21 protein-coding genes are annotated in these 19,487 nt (G+C 63.0%); 12 read left to right on the top strand and 9 right to left on the bottom strand.

Features of this window, described 5'->3' with window-relative positions; all coding sequences use genetic code 11:
- Positions 1–365: 365 nt before the first annotated feature.
- Together CQ012_RS12725 and CQ012_RS12720 are read left to right on the top strand one after the other, a co-directional pair.
- Positions 366–815: a gluconate 2-dehydrogenase subunit 3 family protein gene (locus CQ012_RS12725; RefSeq protein ID WP_286134671.1), complete on the top strand. Its 450-nt coding sequence runs from the start codon at positions 366–368 to the stop codon at positions 813–815.
- Entirely contained in the window at positions 812–2,398 is a 1,587-nt protein-coding gene (locus tag CQ012_RS12720; protein WP_105662354.1) for a GMC family oxidoreductase, read from the top strand. The genes CQ012_RS12725 and CQ012_RS12720 overlap by 4 nt, the downstream gene beginning before the upstream one ends.
- Before the next feature lie 17 nt (positions 2,399–2,415).
- Here the strand turns inward: CQ012_RS12720 and CQ012_RS12715 are convergent, their stop codons facing one another.
- From CQ012_RS12715 to CQ012_RS12705, 3 genes are all read right to left on the bottom strand, one after another.
- Positions 2,416–3,216, bottom strand: coding sequence for an IclR family transcriptional regulator (locus CQ012_RS12715; RefSeq protein ID WP_105662353.1), 801 nt, complete (start codon positions 3,214–3,216; stop codon positions 2,416–2,418).
- 95 nt (positions 3,217–3,311) lie between these two features.
- Positions 3,312–3,632 (bottom strand): putative quinol monooxygenase, encoded by a 321-nt coding sequence (locus CQ012_RS12710; RefSeq protein ID WP_105658946.1) that lies wholly within the window; start codon positions 3,630–3,632, stop codon positions 3,312–3,314.
- Positions 3,633–3,823: 191 nt separating this feature from the next.
- Positions 3,824–4,039, bottom strand: coding sequence for a cold shock domain-containing protein (locus tag CQ012_RS12705; RefSeq protein WP_105662352.1), 216 nt, complete (start codon positions 4,037–4,039; stop codon positions 3,824–3,826).
- A 225-nt stretch (positions 4,040–4,264) separates the two neighbouring features.
- Between CQ012_RS12705 and CQ012_RS12700 the strand changes: the two genes are divergently transcribed.
- Positions 4,265–5,497: a glutaminase gene (locus CQ012_RS12700; RefSeq protein ID WP_105662351.1), complete on the top strand. Its 1,233-nt coding sequence runs from the start codon at positions 4,265–4,267 to the stop codon at positions 5,495–5,497.
- A 10-nt stretch (positions 5,498–5,507) separates the two neighbouring features.
- Here the strand turns inward: CQ012_RS12700 and CQ012_RS12695 are convergent, their stop codons facing one another.
- Positions 5,508–7,394 (bottom strand): glycerophosphodiester phosphodiesterase, encoded by a 1,887-nt coding sequence (locus CQ012_RS12695; RefSeq protein ID WP_105662350.1) that lies wholly within the window; start codon positions 7,392–7,394, stop codon positions 5,508–5,510.
- Positions 7,395–7,572: 178 nt separating this feature from the next.
- Here CQ012_RS12695 and CQ012_RS12690 point away from each other — a divergent pair, with 178 nt between their 5' ends.
- Positions 7,573–7,833 (top strand): GlsB/YeaQ/YmgE family stress response membrane protein, encoded by a 261-nt coding sequence (locus CQ012_RS12690; RefSeq protein ID WP_105662349.1) that lies wholly within the window; start codon positions 7,573–7,575, stop codon positions 7,831–7,833.
- 88 nt (positions 7,834–7,921) lie between these two features.
- On the opposite strand, the gene CQ012_RS12685 is transcribed toward CQ012_RS12690, so the two are convergent.
- A complete protein-coding gene (locus CQ012_RS12685) occupies positions 7,922–8,221 on the bottom strand; it encodes a hypothetical protein (protein ID WP_105658941.1) in 300 nt (99 codons plus the stop codon).
- Positions 8,222–8,505: 284 nt separating this feature from the next.
- A complete protein-coding gene (locus tag CQ012_RS12680) occupies positions 8,506–9,054 on the bottom strand; it encodes a MarR family winged helix-turn-helix transcriptional regulator (protein ID WP_105662347.1) in 549 nt (182 codons plus the stop codon).
- 207 nt (positions 9,055–9,261) lie between these two features.
- On the opposite strand from CQ012_RS12680, the gene CQ012_RS12675 reads away from it, so the two are divergent.
- Together CQ012_RS12675 and CQ012_RS12670 are read left to right on the top strand one after the other, a co-directional pair.
- A complete protein-coding gene (locus tag CQ012_RS12675) occupies positions 9,262–9,705 on the top strand; it encodes a hypothetical protein (RefSeq protein WP_105662346.1) in 444 nt (147 codons plus the stop codon).
- Positions 9,706–9,840: 135 nt separating this feature from the next.
- Positions 9,841–10,323: a hypothetical protein gene (locus CQ012_RS12670; RefSeq protein WP_105662345.1), complete on the top strand. Its 483-nt coding sequence runs from the start codon at positions 9,841–9,843 to the stop codon at positions 10,321–10,323.
- A gap of 637 nt (positions 10,324–10,960) precedes the next feature.
- Here the strand turns inward: CQ012_RS12670 and CQ012_RS17930 are convergent.
- A complete protein-coding gene (locus CQ012_RS17930; RefSeq protein ID WP_286134677.1) occupies positions 10,961–11,215 on the bottom strand; it encodes a DUF3253 domain-containing protein in 255 nt (84 codons plus the stop codon).
- Positions 11,216–11,771: 556 nt separating this feature from the next.
- The gene (locus tag CQ012_RS12655; protein ID WP_105662343.1) at positions 11,772–12,272 is read right to left on the bottom strand and encodes a hypothetical protein; all 501 of its coding nucleotides are present in this window, start codon (positions 12,270–12,272) and stop codon (positions 11,772–11,774) included.
- 280 nt (positions 12,273–12,552) lie between these two features.
- Between CQ012_RS12655 and CQ012_RS12650 the strand changes: the two genes are divergently transcribed.
- Complete coding sequence (locus tag CQ012_RS12650) at positions 12,553–13,470, top strand: LLM class flavin-dependent oxidoreductase (protein ID WP_105662342.1); 918 nt, start codon at positions 12,553–12,555, stop codon at positions 13,468–13,470.
- A gap of 125 nt (positions 13,471–13,595) precedes the next feature.
- On the opposite strand, the gene CQ012_RS12645 is transcribed toward CQ012_RS12650, so the two are convergent.
- On the bottom strand, positions 13,596–14,297 hold the full coding sequence (locus CQ012_RS12645; RefSeq protein ID WP_105662341.1) for a FadR/GntR family transcriptional regulator: 702 nt from the start codon (positions 14,295–14,297) through the stop codon (positions 13,596–13,598).
- 147 nt (positions 14,298–14,444) lie between these two features.
- Between CQ012_RS12645 and CQ012_RS12640 the strand changes: the two genes are divergently transcribed.
- From CQ012_RS12640 to CQ012_RS17655, 5 genes are all read left to right on the top strand, one after another.
- Positions 14,445–15,914 (top strand): four-carbon acid sugar kinase family protein, encoded by a 1,470-nt coding sequence (locus CQ012_RS12640; RefSeq protein WP_286134670.1) that lies wholly within the window; start codon positions 14,445–14,447, stop codon positions 15,912–15,914.
- A 28-nt stretch (positions 15,915–15,942) separates the two neighbouring features.
- Positions 15,943–16,836 (top strand): NAD(P)-dependent oxidoreductase, encoded by an 894-nt coding sequence (locus CQ012_RS12635; protein ID WP_105662339.1) that lies wholly within the window; start codon positions 15,943–15,945, stop codon positions 16,834–16,836.
- A 58-nt stretch (positions 16,837–16,894) separates the two neighbouring features.
- Positions 16,895–18,283 carry a GntP family transporter gene (locus tag CQ012_RS12630; protein ID WP_105662338.1) on the top strand — a complete coding sequence of 463 codons (1,389 nt, stop codon included), beginning with the start codon at positions 16,895–16,897 and terminating at the stop codon, positions 18,281–18,283.
- An 18-nt stretch (positions 18,284–18,301) separates the two neighbouring features.
- Positions 18,302–19,129: a class II fructose-bisphosphate aldolase gene (locus CQ012_RS12625; RefSeq protein WP_286134669.1), complete on the top strand. Its 828-nt coding sequence runs from the start codon at positions 18,302–18,304 to the stop codon at positions 19,127–19,129.
- Positions 19,130–19,194: 65 nt separating this feature from the next.
- Positions 19,195–19,332 carry a hypothetical protein gene (locus CQ012_RS17655; RefSeq protein WP_181149073.1) on the top strand — a complete coding sequence of 46 codons (138 nt, stop codon included), beginning with the start codon at positions 19,195–19,197 and terminating at the stop codon, positions 19,330–19,332.
- Positions 19,333–19,487 lie beyond the last annotated feature (155 nt).

Here is a 19,487-nt window from a genome sequence, read left to right as displayed (position 1 = left end):
CGTCGAGTCTGCCCAGCTTGGGGCCCGCGCTCGCTCCGGGGATAGCTTCGTTCTCGCAGAGCGATAATGCCCGCAACGTGGCGCCGAGCGAGTTGCCGGGCCATTCTCACCAGCCGATAACGACGCTGGCAGCACTGTGACGTGCACTACATAATCCAAGTAAGGCTTCACTGCCGGTTTCCCTGCAGAATCAGCGCAGGAACTGACCTAACCGTCTAATAATCGAGGTGACAACAATGGTGTTCCCAGCAAAATATTCATCTCTCAACGCCCTGGAGCTCTCGGATGAGGCTCGGCGGATCTTGACCCGGATCATTCGGGTTTCGTTTCCGCACCCGCAGTTCCCGGATGGGCCCTACGAGCGCATGACAGAGAAAATCATCGAGGCTTCAGCCGAATCCAGCTGGTTCCGCATGGCTTTGACCCAGGGCTTGATGACCCTGGATACGCTCAGCGAAGAGCATTTCCTGGATCTTCCCGATGACCGTGCACTGGCGGTGCTCAAGCGCATCGCGGATCTGGAGTTCTTCGCCTTCATCCGCCGCACCGTAGTCCTCAATTTCTACGATGACCCCGAAGTGCATCAGGCCCTGGGCTACGAAGGCGAATCCTTCTCCAAGGGCGGCTACGTGAACCGCGGTTTCAATGATCTGAATTGGTTGCCCGAACCGCGCATCGAGGAAAGCGGAGAGCCCGTACAAGACCAGGGCCCGCTTCCCTACGCCGTGAAAGCCTACGCACCGGAAACCAGCAGCAAACCCGTGGACAACGTCCTGGGTGATTCAGGAATCCTCGAGGAAGGGACAACCCGATGAGCACCGAAGAGCAATCGGCAGTGCACGACCATGACGACGACTCGGTAGTTGTCGTCATCGGCTCCGGCGCCGGCGGCGGAACTTTGGCCCATGAGCTGGTTTCCAAGGGCGTCAAGGTGGTCATGCTGGAGGCCGGCCCGTATCTGAAGAATGAGGACTACCACCAGGACGAATGGGCCGCCTTCAACCAGATGGCTTGGCTGGATCCGCGGACCACCTCGGGGTCATGGCGCGTGGCCCGCGACTTCCCCAATCTGCCGGCCTGGATCGTCAAGGCGGTCGGAGGCACCACCACCCACTGGTCCGGGGCCACCCCGCGATTCAAGGCACATGAGTTCAAGGCGCGCAGCACCTACGGCCGGGTCGACGGGGCCAACCTGCTGGACTGGCCCATCACCCTGGACGATTTGGCACCGTACTACGACCGTGCCGAGCAGAAGATGGGCAGCACCCACCGCCACGGGCGTCCCCCTCTGCCGGCCAACAACAACTACAAGGTTTTTGCCAATGGGGCCCAGCGCCTGGGTTACCGCCAGTACGCCACCGGGCCCTACGCAACCAATGCCGAACCCTACGACGGCCGCCCAGCATCCATCCAGGATGGGTTCAACTTCCAGGGCGACAAGAACAAATCCAAATGGTCCACAATGGTCTCGGAAATCCCGAAGTCGCTGCGCACCGGCCTGCTGGATTTGCGTCCCGAATCGCATGCTGTTCAAGTTACCCATACTGCTGCCGGCAAGGTGGACGGAGTCATCTACATAGATTCCGAAGGGAACCCGCAGCGCCAAAAAGCACGCATCGTGGCGGTGGCCGGCAACGCCATTGAAACCCCTCGCTTGCTGATGCTGTCAGCTTCGCCGCTGTTCCCCGATGGATTGGCGAACTCCTCGGGCCAGCTGGGCCGCAACTACATGCGCCACACCACCGGCAGCGTCTATGCCAAGTTCGACCAGCCGGTGAACATGCACCGGGGCGAGACGATGGCCGGGCTGATTGCCGACGAATCCCGCCATGATCCGGATCGCGGATTCTGCGGTGGCTATTACATGGAAACCATCGCGTTGGGGCCGGCGTTCCTCGCCAGCTTCGTGGAGCCCGGCGGCTGGGGACCGGAATTCACTACGCTGCTGGACGACTACTTGAACACTGCGGGCATGTGGATTACCGGTGAGGATATGCCGCAGGAAAGCAATCGAATCACGCTGAACAACACGGTGAGCGACCGCTTGGGCCTGCCGGTGCCGAATGTCCATTTTGACGACCACTCCAATGACCTCGCCATGCGAACGCACGGCTACCAGCAGGGTTCGCTGCTCTTCGAGGCAGTGGGCGCGCGGTCCACGCACCACACTCCCCCGTACCCGTCGACGCATAATCTCGGTACGGCGCGAATGAGCCAGCGTCCTGAAGACGGGGTGGTCAACGCTTTCGGCCAGGCCCATGATGTTGCGAATCTGTTCATCTCCGATGGCTCGCAATTCACCACTGGAGCCGCGGCCAATCCGACCTTGACCATCGTGGCGCTGGCCATCCGCCAGGCCGAGTACATCGTCGAGCAAATGGCCCAGGCCAAGTTGTAGGCTGTCCGGGCACCTCGTTAGTCGGCGCAAGCTGCGCCTAGCATCGAGGTGCCCCGCAGCGCGCGGCTCACCCGCGAAGCCACATCGCGCAGCAGGACGGAGACGTCTCGGTGGCGGGTCTGGAATTCGGCCGGGTCCATGGAAACTGCCACCGATCCGATGACTTGCCCGGCGCCCGTGGTTACCGGGGCGGCCATGCAGGAGGCGCCTCGGATGAATTCTTCGCGTTCGATGGCAATGCCGGTCTCGCGTACGGCGTCCAGTTCTGCGGCAAAGACCTGCGGATCGCAGATGGTCGCGGAGGTCATCCCGGGCATGCCGTGCTTGTTCAGGTAGGCGTGGCAGCGTTCGGCATCCATGGCCGCCAACAGCACTTTGCCGAAGGCGGTGGCATGGGCACCATTGTTGAACCCGAAGCCCATGGGGGTGATGCGCGGGCGCAGTGGCGACTCAACGACGTGGGCCACCACGATATCTTCTCCGCGGTGCACTGCGTAGTAGGCGGCGGCATCGGCCCGCACATGCAATTCGCGGATCAAGCGCGCCACCGAAGGCGGGGTGCCTACCTGCCGGCGCAGCGAGTTATCCAGGGCGTGAAGCTTGTAGCCCAGGGCATAGAGCCCTTCATCGCGCAGGTGGACCAGGTGGCCCGACAGGGTCAAGGTCTTGAGCAGGCGATAAACGGTAGGCAAGGGCATCTGCAGTTCTGCAGCGATCTCCTTGGCCGCCATACCCCGGTTATGCGCGGCCACCACGTCCAGCAAGGCGAATGCTTTTTGAACTGAAGCAAGGCCAGCTAGTGAATCGTTATATCCCATAACCCCATCTTGTCGAGGTGAGCTGGGAACTTCAATATGAGTCGCAGCTGCCGCTGGCCTTGTCCCAGCAATTTCAGGGTTCATCGCAAAAGTTGCTAGCTGATTTCCAATTCGCCCATGCGGTCCCAGGTATCGCCTTCGATCTGCCGGCTGACAATGCGCGGAGTTTCAACCAGGGCCGGCGCCATGTCGATCATGGCCTGCTTGAAGTGGTCGCTGCCCACGTGGTCTCCAGCTGCGTCGTCCTGGAAGGCTTCAACCAGAACGAATTCGTTGGGGTCTTCAAGGCTGCGCGACCAATCAAACCAAAGGTTGCCTGGTTCCGCACGGGTTGACTCGGTGAAACTGCGCACCAGATCCGGCCAGCGGTCTGAGCAATCCGGCTTGACTTTGAATTTAACGACAATAAAGTACACGATGACGTCCTTTCGGTAAGCAGCACATCCCTGCAGAAACAGGGCCTACTGCCAGTTTCCCCGGTGCCACGCGGCTGGGCCTATACGCATTATCGACAGGCGAGAATGCGGCAATCCCAAGAGGACAACAGTGTCCTGCAGCAGCCATCCTGTCCGCGGCTCCAGGCGCGATAGTGGCAGTGAAATCCAAATCAGAGCAGCCTCAGCAGCGAGTGGTTGCCGGCCAGATCCTCATCGCCCATCACGGCATCCTTCGGCGGTCCCGCTTCAATCTTGTATTCGACTGATTGGCCTTCTTCGACGCTCATGGATCCGAAGCTCTGAATTGCACTGCAATGCGCGAAGGCATCGGCAAATCCGCCAGAAGGCTGGATGAATCCGAAATTGCACGCATGATCAGCCTGCATTTCATGATCTCTCTCCTTATGATCGGGGCCAGCTTTCTGTCCCCATAGAAGTCCCCGCACGGCAAAGCCTGCGCGGCTGAACGTCCCAGAATTCCAGCAACTTCTGCAGGCACTTTCTGACCGGCCGTAAGCATGGGTACACGGCATAGGGCGCTCTTGCCGATAGGGTGGGCCGTAACCGGAACAATGGCAGAATCCACCCGAGATCCAAGAGGAAATGGCACCATGAAGAATCCGATTCCCGATTACCTCCACGAAGTGCTCGATGCGCTGCGCGACGACACCTCCGGGCAGCGCGCCGGCTACATTCCCGAACTGGCCGACGCCAATCCGGATTTCTTCGCCCTGGCCGTGACCACCGCCATGGGCAGCACCTACACCGCCGGGGATGCCGGGATCGAGTTCACCATCCAGTCCATTTCCAAGCCCTTCGCCTATGCGGCGGCCATCATGGACCGCGGGCTGGAGCATGTGCTGGAACATATCGGGGTGGAGCCTTCGGGCGAGGCCTTCAACGAGCTGTCGCTGGAGGATGGCACCAATCGGCCGAAGAACCCGATGATTAATGCCGGGGCCATCGCCGCCCACGGCCTGATGGTCGGCGCCGACGCCACCGGCGAGCAGCGCGTTGACCGGGCACTGGATTTGTTCTCCGCACTGGCCGGGCGCCGGCTGCGCATCGACGAGGCGGTCTTCAACTCGGAGCTGGGCACCGCGGACCACAACCTGTCCATGGCCCACATGCTGCGCAAGCACGGGATCATCGACGATGACCCGCATGAGGTGGTCACCGGCTACACCCGCCAGTGCTCCATCCTGGTCACCGTGGCGGATCTGTCGGCGATGGCCGCCACCTTGGCCAATGGCGGGGTGCAGCCGTGCACGCACGAGCGGATCATGGACGAGGCCACGGCCCGCCAGGTGATGTCGGTGATGGCGGTGGCCGGAATGTACGACGGGGCCGGCGACTGGCTGACCCGCGTCGGGATCCCCGCCAAGAGCGGGGTGGCCGGCGGGCTGGTGGGCGTGCTGCCGGACCAGGTGGGCATCGGCGCGTTCTCGCCGCGGCTGGATTCGCACGGCAACAGCCAGCGGGCGCGGCGGGCCTTCGAGCGGCTGTCCACGGACATGGGCATGCACCTGCTGGCCCCGAGCCATGGCCGGCTCGATGTCATCGACGTGCAGCGCGGCGCCACGCGCGAGACCTTCTCGCTGCAGGGCAACGTGCAGTTCACCGCTGCTGCCGAACTGCTCGATATCATGTCCGAGTCGCGTTTCGACGGAGACGTGCACGTGGATATTTCCCGGGTCTTCTCCTTCACCGATGTGGCCCGGCGAATGACCTTGGAAGGGCTGCGCCGGCTGCGCAATGAAGGGCGTCGGGTGTTCTTGCATGATCCGTTGCAGTCGCTGGCAAATCCGGATTTGGGCGATGGCACCTATCCGGAGACGCCCTGAGCGCCGGAATCTAGCGGAAGATGTCCAGGTACGCCAGCGCGGAACCCACCCGGTACTCCGCGGCGGGGTTGTTGGCCACCAGGTAGCGGTCCCGGATGGCCAGTTCCACGTTGTCGGTGACGATGCCGTCCACGCCGAGGCCCAGCAGCTCGCGGATGGTGGACTCGTCATTAACGGTCCAGGCATACACCTCCCGGTCCAGCGCGTGGGCCTGCTCCAGGAATTCGCGGGTGAAGGAGGCCTGCTCCAGGGTGTAGAAATCGGCGTTCGCCTTCGGCAGCCCGCCCACGCTCATGGCCACGGTCAGCCCGACCCGCAGCTCGGGGCGCTGCGCCTTGATTTCCTTGACTGCCCGGGGGCTGAGCGAATGGTAGATGTTCTGCGTGGTGGTCCCGGTCGCGTCCAGCTGCGCCAGGAAGCGCTCCAGGTAGCCCTTGGATTCGTGGCCGGTGACCTTCAGCTCCACGAGCACCGGGATGCCCAGCTCATCGGCGTGCTCCAGGTACTCCTGCATGGTGGGGATGCGGTCGGCGAAGCCGCCTTCGCGCACGGTGACCTTCCGGACTTCGGCCAGGGTCATCTCGTGGATGTTCCGGTTCACCCCGGCGACCACCAGCAGGTTGGTATCGTGGCTGGCTACGAAATGCCCGTCCGCGGTTTCCTGGAAATCGGCCTCGACGATGTCGGCCTGATGCGTTGCCGCGGCTTCCAGGGCTCCCAAGGTGTTTTCCACCCCGCCCGCCGAGTAGCCGCGGTGGGCCAGGATCTGCGCGTCCCCGGCTCCCGTTGCGGTCTGCCCCAAGGCAGGGGATGCGGCAAAGCTCGCTGAAAGCACCAAGGCTGCGGCCGCGGTCCCGGCGGTGGCCTTCAGTGCGCGCGACTGCGCGCTGCGATGCCGCTGCGAGCGCTCCTGCAGGGTGACGGGCAGTGCCAGGTGCTCGCGGCTCAGGGCCACCACAATCTGGATCGCCACCACGGTCGCGGCTCCGATCAGCAGGAAACCGAGCGTGTGTCCCACGCCGATGCACAGGGTCGCCACCAGCGCGGAGTTCTGCACGCCGAGCAGGCTGGCGGCCAGATCCGAGGTCCATACCAGCGCCTCGACCAGCAGCGAGGCGCACAGGGCGCAGACTCCCAGCGGGATCCCGATCAGCAGCAGGTAGCGCAGGCTGTTGCGGTGCGTGGCCTTCAGGCTGGTGCCCAAGGCAGCCAGCGGCCGCTTCGGCCCGACAGCCAGCAGCGGCAAGGTGAGCACCAGGCGGAGGTTGGCGTAGATGATCGCCCCGATCATCAGCAGGTAGATCCCCGTGCTCAGCGGCGCCTTGAGGTACTCGCGGGTCACGAAGGGCGGGATCCCCACACCCTGGATCAGCACCGAAGACAGGCCCAAGCCGCCCAGCGGCAGGGCGAGGAAAAAGTACACCATCATCAGCGGCGAGGGGTAGGACAGCATCCGGCCAAGGCAGGCGGCGGTCTCGCGGCACTCGGCCCGCAGGTTGGGAGGCTTCCCGGATTGCTGGCGGTTGACCATCACGATCAGTGCCACGAACTGCACGCTCACCGCGCCCAGTGCCAGCACCGCGATGGCCAGCAGGAGCAGCACCGAGACCGGATGTGCCAGCAGCACGGTGTAGGTCCGGTCGGTGACGTTGTTCAGCTTGCTGATTTCCAGCGCCAGGCCGAAGAGGTACTTGATCGCAGGGATGACCAGCAAGCCATTAGCTGCCTGCAAGGTGGTGATCACCGCCAGGTAGCGGAAAACGCGCACGTGCCCAAGCTTCAGCACGCGCAGCAGGAAACCGAGGATCTGCCTCAGGGCAGGCAGGCCGCGGCCCGAGGGCAGCGCAGCGGCAGGATAGTTCTGCCTGTCCTTGCGCGATGAAATCCTTGGGTCCACTGCTTTGCTATGCCTTCCCGCCCGCCGGGTACACCTCGGCGGCTCCTTGCAATCCTATCGCCGCCACGTGCCGTTCGCTGAGCGCCTGCTGGATGGCACCTGCGGGTAGCTTGCTGGACAATGGGCGAGTGTCGCCGCCAACGGGCAAGACCCAATACGAACTAGTCGAGAAGAACCCATGGATATTTTAAGTTGGATCGTTTTGGGACTGATCGCCGGTGCTATTGCCAAGTCCATCAAACCCGAAGAGCAGGGCGGCGGATGGCTCGCTACTTTGCTGCTGGGCATCGTCGGCGCAATCGTAGGTGGCCGGATCGGCTCAGCAGTCTTCGGCGAAGGCGTGGACCAGTTCTGGTCCCTGTCCAGCTGGCTCCTGGCCATCGGCGGGTCGCTGATCGTATTGGTGATTTGGGGATTGTTCACGCGCAAGCGTGCCTAACTGCACCTGCAAAGCAACGGTCCACCACGGAATAGTGGTGGACCGTTGCCGTATGAGGAAGTGCCTCTCGCATGCCTGCGCCGGATGCTCACTGGCGAGAATCGGATTCAAAGTCCCGATCCCGAGCCGAATCAACCTCGGGGCCAGTGTCCGCTTCCTTGGTGGAAGACTCGCTCTGTTCGAGCTCGTCAGTACTGTGCTCGTGAATCGTCTCGCGTAGACCCTCGACTTCCTGGGCCCGTCCTTCCCAGTAGGCCGGCTCTAAGCCGAAGCCATTAGTCGCTTCTTCGGCCATCTTCTTGAAACCATCTCGATGGTCCTCCAAAGCGTTATTCAGATCCTCGAACTCAGCATGACTGACACTTACATCAACGTGCTTTCGTGGCATTTGCATCATCCTAACTTGTTAGAAAGGCTAAATACTTTCTGGTTTCGTCTAACTTACGCGTCCAAGTTGCCTGCGACAGCTACCACAAGGTTTTCCTCAGAAACCTGTCTTCAGAAACACAGGAACTAGGCCCCTCGCGCGTCAGATGATCACTCAACTAGAGCACGTGGAGAATCAAAATCACTGAAGGAAACTAAACGGGCTACTATCCCTTGGTCGGTCTGCTAACTAAGGTATCGGTCAGATCTTCCAGCGTGGATAAAGCGGTGCTATGCGCTCTGCACCTACCGGGAAGACGCGGTGCTCTCCGCCATCTGAGATTTCCCCCTGGAAGGCTGGCTTGGCTCGTCCTCGATCTCGACGCTGCGGATCATGGCCTTCAGGAACTTGGCAACCGCAACCCTCTCGGCCTCGGAGAGCGTGCATACGGCATCCATCATCCGCTCATGCATCCGATGCAGCGTTCCTCGAACGTCCGTATCACTGTAGTCAGTGGGCACAATTCCCACAGACCGCCGATCTGCAGGATGCACAATACGCTCGGCATACCCATCGCGGCATAACCGGTCGATCAATACCGACACCGAGGCATTGGAGATCCCCAGTTCCTCAGCAAAATCCCGCTGGCGGGGAACCAACCCCTTACGGTGCGCAGCGAGCAGGAAGCGCAGCGCCGACATATCGGTCTCATTCATTCCCATCGAACCGCGGGTCGCAGCTCGCATCTTGCGCTCCGCCTCACGGTACTTGCGCATCAGATTCAACAAATCCACCGCCTCGGGCACCGAACGGCCCTCGCCGTACCAATACCCACTGGCTTGATACCTACTCATGAAAACTCCTTCCGCCGGATGCGAACGCCATGCCCGCAACCCCTGGGGTTCCAATACCCTTCTTCGCGAGGTCCAGCTTGCTCAACACAGAAAAAATCATGTAACCTATCTAATAGTTAGCTTGTCTAAAGATATTCTACTACGAAACAGCTATCAGTACCGGAGTGAAAGATGAAAGAATCCTTAGCAGTTCCCGTAGAAACAACGATGCATGACACCAATTCGTGGACCACGCGAATCCACAAGATCGCCGCCTTCGCCTCTGAAGAGTGTCGGAGCCGGGACGCGGTGCATTCAGCAATATGCACCATTACCGGGTCCCCGGAGCAGCTGGTCGTGAATTTGGCCTGCACCGCGAAGAGTGAACGGGACGTATCCTCGCTGATGCAATATGTCAACGACACCCTCATGCCGCAGATGGAGACAGCGCTCGGTGTCCGATTCGAGGTGAAGAATCTGCAGTTCGCCGTCGCCGGCAAGGAGAGCCTGCTCGCAGCACCAGAGCACGCGCCCGAAGCTGGACTCCCAGCACATTGGCTCGATCAGCCTTCCACCGCACCTTCGCTGGCCCCCACCAATGGTTTAGGGTTCGAATCTACCAGTTTGGGAAGTGAATCAGATGGATCCCATGCAGATTTGAGCATGGCCTAGGATCTGCAGCACCCGCCGCACGCCAAGAGCGGCACCACCAAAACGACGGGACCTTTCCGAAGCGCATCTCACTGCGGAGAATTACGTCCACATCGATATTTTTCATGAGCAGTGCACGAAAGGGAAGTATCTAAAATGCCAGGTCGAATCGCACGAACCCGAACCGCAGTCAGAGTCGCTGATTTTCTCGCCACCCGTGAAGGCAAGTCCCACCTGTCCGACTACGGCTGGACGCAGGGAATGCCGATCATCATGACGCAGCCTGCCGAATCGCTCAACGATGCCATGGGCATGGCATCAATCCATGGCCGTGCAGTGCTGGTGGCCATGCTCGATCCGCAAACCGAAGAACTGCACATGATGCATGTCACCGTCCCCCAAGCAGCACTGAAAGTCACCAGGGCCTGCGCTGATCGACTCACCATGGAAGAGTTCTTCGAACGCCTGGCGACCGAGCTCATTGCTGAGTTCCGTGTGAAATTCTGGAAGAACACTGCCGTCGCCCACAAGATCCCAGCCTGCCCCGCTATGCAGTCGCGAACCACCTCACCGGCTCGATATCCTCTCCCGGAACGCTGCCACGCAGAAGCGCCCGTCGCGGCGGGCGCCAGCCAGTAAGCCCTTCAGGCCAGCGGTCCTGGCTCATTCTCATGGCTGGTCAATACCCATGTTGGGTTGGACCGCTAATGGGCCAGAACCGGGCTTCTTCTGGGGGCTAGTTGTTGGCCTCGGTCCTCTATCCAGGGTTGCGGATACCAGGATCCAGAACAGCCACTAAGCCACAACAAAGTGCACAAAGCGTGATGGCATTACCCATGAAGCGATGATGCTCCCCTTTCGTAGCCTTCGAACCGGGATCTTCTGCCTGCCAGTTCCCTTTCAATGACGCCTTTTCGTGAAAATCATTAAGAAATGCTCACCATCAGCACGTAAAGTTACCTGGGACGCAGCGTCCACTTCAGTCAACTGCCTCCTTTCGTTGGAACTTCGGCAGTTAAACATTTGAGGACGGAGCTCAGCGAAAAAGTTCATCCCCTACCGAGTTATGCTCGATATTGACCGCGAAGACGACAGCTACTGCCTCTTTAAAGCGCTCCAGCATTACGGTCGATAGCTTAGCGACCACAGCCGGCTCATGGTCACCGAGCACGGCGTCTAGAGGGTCGACTCCTTGCCCGAAGCACTCCCTCTTCACCGGGCATGAAGACCTCGGTGCCAGCATATTCTCGGTTCTTCCCCTAGAGATCGGGCAATTTTATTCGCCTGGGTGTCGGCGTCTAATCCGAATTGGCCCTTTGACACCGTCAGCTTCCACGGGCTCGCCATTTTGAGTTGCAACGACTTCACCTTGCACGGCCAATGCCGCGGCAATCTGGCGCACTTGGCCCATGCACTTACGCCACCCTTCGTCCGGCCCGCCCACTATGCGTGCAACATCACTCGGGCAGATTGACGTGTTTGCCCTATGGCTCAGCAAGCTGCGAATGGTCGCGCGGATTCGCTCTCCCATTGAATCCGATTCCGGCTCCTCCCACCACGGCTGTCCACGTTCGCCCAGTGCGAGCTTGGCATTATTCACACGCTTGCTAGCGCCGATTTCGCCTTGCTTGACTGCCCGGCGGGCTGACATCAGCTCGTTGACCAGCTCTTGTCGTAATTTCGCAGGGATCGAGGGATCACTGGCTCTCCACCGCCGCCCCTTGATTATCAGGTAGCGCCCGTCGGTGGTGGTTTGTACTGGCTTCTCTGAAGGTGCCATCCTGTACCCCATCTCCATTCAAAGTCCGACTCCCGAAGCGCACCGTCGCGCTGATCGCATCCTATGGCGAATGAGTCAACTACTAGAGAATTTGCTTTCTATAAATCATCGAAAATTAACTTGATGAAGGGCAATTGCATTCGCGGACTGCCGCAGGGTTACAGCTGTTTGATAGCTGCAGGGCTTCGGCATTTTATCTTCGTGGCTAGTGCCAGATAGGCGCTGGCACTCCCCCGACCTCTGGGGATGCTCGCTTGGTTTCGGAGCACGCCAACTACTCGTCAAATGCTTCCGATACCCGCTCCGATCATGGTTTGGCTGATGCCGGGTTCAATTTTTCCCCGAAGGCAGGGGTCGTTACGGCGCATTCCACGCGTTCGCCGGGCTTGCCGGTTTGCGCCGCGATCTCCTTTACCCCGTCGAGCAGGATCCGGCAGGTGGCGGTGCTGCCTGCGGCAGGCGTAGCCGCGATGGCTGCATCCTTTTCGGCCGTGATGACGCTCTGCGCAGTCCAGATTGATTCGCTGTTCTTGCCAGCACCGCTGGTCGTGGCCACCGCTTGCTCGGTCACTTCGGCCGAGTCTTCGCCGCGGCTGGGCGAGTCCAGGTAGGACACATCACTCAGCGCATCGGCGGCTTCCCCGCTCACGGTGATCTCGTAGGTCACCGCCCAGGCATCCGCAGTGGATTTGTCGAAGCTTTCAATGGCGCCGCATCCAGTCAGGCCCATGCCGAGGATAAGCGCTGCGGAACTGGCCGCCAGCCAAGTCGAAGTGCGGTTGGATGTCGAACGCGAAGTGCCGTGCATGGGATTCCTTTTTTCAGGTGGACGCAGCTGCTGCTTTCTCTACGTGTCAACACTAGTTCCGCGCGCCGGCGATGTCCTCCCGACCGCGAATGATATCCGTTGCCCCGCCTCCCCCTCAGGGTGGAGGCAAAGATCGCCAGCGTTCCCCTGCTTGCCGCGTCTTGGATGCCCCGCTGCCCTGCGCAACGCGGTAAGCTCACTGACTGGACCCTCGCCGTTGAAAGGACATGATCATGCAGCTGCAGCTTGCCCCGGAGAATCGCAAAGCAGGCCTGCCTGCATGAGGCTTTCCATACTTGACCAGGTCCCGCTCACCGAGCATGCCCCCACCGCAGGCCAGGCCTTGTCCAGCGGCCTGCAATTGGCTCAGGATGCGGAAGCGCTGGGCTACCACCGCATCTGGTTTGCCGAGCACCACCACTCGAAATCCTTCGCCAGTGCCGCCCCGGAAATGATGACCGCGCTGGCTTTGGAACGCACGGAAACCATTCGGGTCGGCACCGGTGCCATCTTGCTGCCGTACTACCAGGCGCAGAAGGTCTCCGAAGCCATGGGCCTGCTGGCCGCCGTGCACCCGGACCGGGTGGACATCGGCGTGGGCCGCGCTGCACTCTCGGACCCGCATTACGCGCAGAAGATTGCCGCCCTGGTGCATGATTCGGACGCCGTCCACGAGCCCTCGGATACCGAACCGGCAGGCCGCGTCTGGGTACTGGGCGCTGGCGGTTCCACCGCGCCCTTGCCTGGAATGCTCGGGGCGGGCTACGTCCATGGGCACTTCCTGCGCCCTGCTGGCGGCGAGCCTGCCACCCGGGCCTACCGCGAGGCCGCGGCCAACGCAGGGCACGCCGCCCACACCGTGCTGGCCGTTCGCTTTGCCACCGCCTCAACCGAAGAGAAGGCGCAGGCCCTGGCCAATGCGCTCTTGCTCTGGCGCGTGCGCAAGGACCTCGGCCACGATGGACCGATCCCCTCGACGGCAACGGCGGCGAGCCACCCGTGGAATACGCAGGAACTGGCCCGTGCCGAGGAGCGCAGCAAGGCGCTGATCGTAGGCACCCCGGACCAGGTCCACGACCGGTTACTGGCCTTGGCCGAGGAGCACGGTGCCGACGAGCTGATGCTCAATACCTTGGTCTGCGACCCGGCAGACCGGTTGGATGCCTATCGCCTGCTCGCCGAGAGTTTCAATGCCTGAGCTCGGCTTCTGCGTCATTGCCTCGCATCCCGGCCAGCTGCTCATGGCCCAGCACGCAGGGATGCACTCCGTATCCCTGGATACCGCGTTCCCGCCAGGGTGCCAAACGGCAATTGGCTGGGTGGCTATCTATTGAGCACGAAGGTGTTCAAATCATCCAGCGTTTGCTGCATGTGGTTGTCCATGGCTTGGCGTGCTTGGGAACTGTCGCGCCGCTGAAGCGCAACCAGGATGTGCTCATGCTCGGCGATGGCGTGCTGCTGGATCTGCGCGAAGGCGCTGGTCTCACGCCGCCGTGAGGAGAGCACTCGGCCCAGCGGCTCGTAGAGCGCCGAAACGAAAACATTTCCCGAGGCCCGCAGGATCACGTCGTGGAATTCCAGGTCCGCTTCGACAAAGCCGTCCAGATCGGCGGCCGCGTGTGCTGCGCGCATGGCTTCGAGCAGTTCGCCCATTGCTGCCAGCTGCTCCTCGGTGATCCGCGAAGCGGCCAGCTCGCAGGCGCCGGTTTCCAGCATGCGGCGCAACTCGATCAGCTGCACGGCAGCCGCGGCCGCCCCCACGCCGGCGGTTGTGGCGCGTACTACCGCCTCCAGCGAATTCCACATGTTGACCGGATTCACATAGGTCCCGCGGCCCCGTTCGACGCGGATGATGTTCTGCGCCGCGAGTGTCTTGATCGCTTCGCGCACCGTCATCCGGCTGACTTCCAGGGTCTCGCAGAGTTCCAGCTCGCCAGGAATCAACTCGTCAACCGACAGTTCACCGCTGACTATGCGGTCCAAGACGCTGTCGGCGACCTCTACGACCAATGACTTCCGGGCCATGCTTCCTCCATCCCCGGGACAATTCATCCCGCCAAAGACCTGTCCAGTCTATGTCCCGCAGGCAGTTGCGGCTGACCGCGATCCATGTAACACTAATCGTCATGACAGATGTCTGACATCTTACCTATGATGCCGAGGCATTGCCCAATGACAAAGGAGTCCTTGACCATGCTTGAGTCCGAGTTGCTCGCCGGATACCTCCCGGAGCGCGAGATCGCGCCCGCGAAAATCGCCGAGGCCGCGCGCTCCACCGGCAGCGTGCTGGTGGTCCTGGATGACGACCCGACCGGAACCCAATCGGTCAGCAACCTTCCGGTGCTCACCAGCTGGGAAGTCGAGGACTTCCGCTGGGCCTTCGCCCTGCAGCTGGATGGCGAACGCCCGCTGGCCGTCTACGTGCTCACCAACACCCGCTCCCTGGACGCCGACGACGCCGCACTGCGCAATGAGCAGGTAGCCCGGGCCGCCTTGCAGGCAGCGGCGGAAACCGGCCTGTCGGTGTCCTTTGTCAGCCGTAGCGACTCCACCCTGCGCGGGCATTTCCCGCTGGAAACCGACACCTTGGCCGCCACCGTGGCCGCCGTGGATCCGGATTCCTCGGTGGATGCCGTGCTGATGGTTCCTGCTTTCGGCGAAGCCGGGCGGATCACCGTGGCCGGCGAGCACTACATGCGCACCATCGATGGCCAGGTCGCCAAGGTCAGCGAGACTGAGTTTGCCAAAGACGCCACCTTCGGATTCAGCACCAGCTATCTGCCGGACTACGTCGCCGAGAAGACCGCCGGGCGCATCGCGGCCAAGGACGTGATGGTCCTGGACTTGGACACCATCCGTTCCGGCGCTTCCTCCATCGCCACCCGCCTGGCCGAAGCTTCCAACGCACAGGTCGCCACCGCGGATATCGTCACGGAAAATGACCTGCTGGCCTTGTCCGAGGGCCTGCAGCAGGCCGAAGCGGCCGGAACCCGCGTGCTGTGCCGCGTGGGCCCGCCCTTCGTGCGTGCCCGCATCGGCCAGCAGCAACGGCAGCCATTGTCCGCCGAGGAGATCTACGCGGGCAACGGCGCCGAGCGGCGCACCGCCGGCGGGCTGATCGTGGTGGGCTCCCATGTGGGCGTGACCACCCGCCAGCTGGCCGACCTGACCAGCCGGCACTCGAATGCCACGGTGATCGAGCTGGACGTCCCGGAAATCCTCGCCGACGGCTCCGAGGCCTACCTGAAGGGCAAGGCCGCGCAGATCAGCGCCGCCCTGGCCACCCAGGATGTCATCGTGCACACCTCGCGCAAGCTGGTGAAAACCGATGACGCGGCGCAGTCGCTGGAGATCGCCCGCACCGTGAGCGCTGCGGTGGTTTCGGTCGTCAACCTGATCCTGCACGCTACTCCCCCGCGCTTCGTGATCGCCAAGGGCGGGATCACCTCCTCGGATGTCGCCGCCCATGGCCTGGAAATCCGCCATGCCATCGTGCGCGGGCCGATGCTCCCGGGCATTGTCTCGCTCTGGGAATCGGTGGACGGACCTGCCGCCGGCATCCCCTACATCGTCTTCGCCGGCAACGTGGGCGACGACAGCTCGCTGACCGCCGTCACCGCCAAGCTGAGCGCCACTTTCTAACCATCTTTACAATTTCCTGGAGATCCCAATGAGCACTACCAAAGTTGCAGTCCTCGGCCTGGGCGCCATGGGCCTGCCCATGGCAACCCGCCTGGCCACCAAGCTGGAAGTCAACGGATTCGACATCTCGGCCGAACGCATGGCCCTGGCCAGCCAGTCGGGCATCACTACCTACGCTTCCGCCCGCGAAGCGGTCACCGGCGCTGATGCACTGCTGCTGGCAGTACGCAACGGCGAGCAGCTGGATGCCGTGCTCTTCGGCGAGCAGGGCGTGGCCGGGCAGCTCAAAGCCGGCGCAGTGGTCATCCTGACCTCCACCGTTGGCCTGGAAGCAGTGCCCGCCACCGCCAAGCGCCTGGCCGAACTGGGCTTGGGCCTGGTGGACGCGCCGCTCTCCGGCGGCCCGGTGCGCGCAGGCGAAGGCGACCTGCTGATCGTGGTCGGAGCCGAGCCGGCTCAGCTGGAGAAGGTCCGCCCGGTGCTGGAGCTGCTGGCCTCCACCCTGAGCATCGTGGGCGACAAGCCCGGCGATGGCCAGGCCCTGAAGACGGTGAACCAGCTGCTGTGCGGCGTGCACATCGCCGCGGCCGCGGAGGCCCTGGCCCTGGCGGACAAGCTCGGCCTGGACCAGGCCACCACCCTGGAAGCGCTGCAGGCCGGCGCCGCGAACTCCTTCATGCTCGGCAACCGCGGCCCGCGCATGCTCGAGGCCTACTCCGAGGATGGTGCCGAAGTGCTCTCGCGCCTGGACATCTTCGTCAAGGACATGGGCATCGTAACCTCCGCGGCCCGCTCCCTGCACCTGTCCACCCCGGTGGCCTCGGCGGCCGAACAGCTCTACCTGCTGGGCGAAGCCCACGAGCTGGCCGCGGCCGACGATTCCGCTGTCATCAAGGTCGTAGCCCCGAAGGCTGCCCAGTAAAGTCATCAGCGCGCGAGTTCGACACCCGCGCACCGCGTCAAAGGAGACGACACAACCCATGAGCCCGCTAATGCTGCTACTGATCGCAGTGGCCGGAGTGGCCCTGCTGCTGCTCGGCGTCATCAAGTTCAAGATGCCCGCCTTCATTGTCCTGCTGCTGGTCAGCATGCTCGTGGCCCTGGCCGCGGGCATCCCCATCCAGGAGGTGGCCGGCCTGGTCACCGAGGGCATGGGCGGCACGCTGGGCAGCGTCGCCGTGCTGGTGGGCCTGGGCGCCATGCTCGGCAAGGTCATCGAGATCTCCGGCGGAGCCCAAGTGCTTTCCACCCGCTTCACCGCACTCTTCGGCCCGCGCCGGGTGATCGCCGCGCTGACCACCGCGGCCTTCCTGCTGGCCATTCCGGTGTTCTTCGACGTGGGCTTCATCGTGCTGGTGCCGATCATCTACGGCTTCGCCAAGGCCCTGGGGGTCTCGCCGGTGAAGATCGGCCTGCCGGTGGGCGCAATCATGCTGGCCATCCACGTAGTGGTTCCGCCGCATCCGGGTGTGGTCGGCGGCGCAGAGATCCTCGGCGCCGACATCGGCTGGGCCACCATCCTGGGCCTGGCGTTCTGCGCCCCGCTGGGCGTCTTGAGCTACTTCGTGGCCAAGCGGATCAACCGCCGCGAGATCCCGATGCTGCCGGAAACCGCAGCGCAGTTCGAATCCTTCGGCTCCGGCCAGGGAACTAGCGGGGGCAGCACCATGGTGGAAACCAAGGCCCCGACCTCGTCCATGGTCATTTCCATGATCCTGCTGCCGATCGTGATGATCATGCTCGGCACCGTGGGCGGCTCCCTGGTCGCCGCGGAATCCGCTGCGGCGAACATCCTGGGCTTCATCGGCTCGCCGTCCGTCGCGCTGCTGGTAACCGTATTGGTTTCCTACTACCTGCTGGGCGTGCGCAGCGGCTGGAGCAGCGAGCAGACCGGCAAGGTCATGGATTCGGCCCTGGCCCCGGCGGCCATCGTGATCCTGGTGACCGGCGCCGGCGGCGTGTTCGGCAAGGTGCTCACCGAATCGGGCATTGGCACCGTGCTGGCCGAGTCCTTGGCTGCGGCCGGCCTGCCGATCATCGTGATGGCCTTCATCCTGGCCGCCATCCTTCGCGCCTCGCAGGGCTCTGCGACGGTCGCAATTATCACCACCACCGGCCTGCTGGCCGCAGCCGTGGAAGCCGGCGATTTCTCCACCGTGCAGACCGCGCTGATCCTGGCCGCGGTGGGCTTCGGCGCCTTCGGCCTGAGCCACGTGAACGACTCGGGCTTCTGGATTGTCACCCGCTTCCTGGGCCTGTCCGTGGCCGACGGCCTGCGCACCTGGACCGTGCTGACCACGGTGCTGGGCGTGGCCGGCTTCGCGCTCACCGCCATCACCTACGCCATTATCACCGCTGCAGGAGTGTAATTCCCGATGCTCACCCCCATGAACCAGATGGTCGCCCAGGCCATTGCCGCCGGGCACGCCGTCCCCGCCTTCACCTGCTACGACTTCACCACCGCGCTGGCCGTGGTCGCCGAGGCCGAGGCCCAGGACCGCGCGGTCATCCTGAATGTCGCGCCGAAGGCCGCCGGGTCCACCGCGGGCCTGCGGCTGATCTCGGCCCTGCGCACCCTGGGCGAGCACGCCGCCGTGCCGGTGGCGATCCAGCTGGACCATGCCAGCGACGCGCAGCTGATCGCCCGCGCCGTGCAGGCCGGCGCCACCGCGGTGCTGGCCGACGGCTCGGCCGGGACGCTGGAGGAGAATACCGCGTTCGTCCAGCAGGTGCGTTCGCTGATCGGCCCGGAGGTGGTGCTGGAAGCCGAACTCGGAGCCCTGCCCGGCAACGAGGACAAGGCCTTCGAGCAGAGCGCCTCCCAGCTGACCGATCCGGCGCAGGTGGCCCGATTCGTCCAGGACAGCGGCGCGCAGCTGCTGGCCGTGGCCATCGGCAATGTCCACGGCCGCTACAAGGGCGAACCGAAGATCCATTGGGATGTGCTGGAAGCCATCAATGCCGAATCACCGGTGCCGCTGGTGCTACACGGGGCGTCGGGCATCGCGCCTGCGGACCTCTCGCGTTCCATTTCCTTCGGGGTGGGCAAGGTCAATTTGAACACCGAGCTGCGCACCGGGACCATGGCCGCGCTGGCTGGGCAGCTGGACGCCCGTCGCGCCGATGGGCAGAATATCCTGGGCCTGCTCGGTGACTGGGAGCGCGCGGTCACCGAGGTCGCTTCGGCGACGTTCGCCGCGCTGCGCGCCAAATAGCTTGCTGCCATCGGCTCATCCGGTGGCGGCGTGCCGTCACGAACCTCGCGCAGAAGGCACTGGCCTTGCCCGGATCGCTTGCCCTGCATAATATCAGCGTCAGCCAGGACTACCTGGTCGATATCATTGTCGCCAACAGCAGCGAGCTGCAGACCCAGATCATCGACAAGCGGCCGCCTCGGCCACAGATGGCACACTGTTGAAGTGAGCTGATCCTCGGCGAGCTCTGGGCAGCTTCGCTGCACCCGCGTTAGCGCTAACTCGCAATCATGTGAGTTCCCCCGAACAAATATGCCGAGGCAGCCCCTTCGTCTGTCCCCGAGCGCTTTTGCAGCATTCACTTGGAATGTGTTGCCTG

The sequence above is a fragment of the Arthrobacter sp. MYb214 genome (genome assembly GCF_002979865.1).
Lineage (GTDB): Bacteria > Actinomycetota > Actinomycetes > Actinomycetales > Micrococcaceae > Glutamicibacter.
Note: the sequence above shows the minus strand (reverse complement) of the source record. Positions and strands in the feature narration are given on the sequence as shown.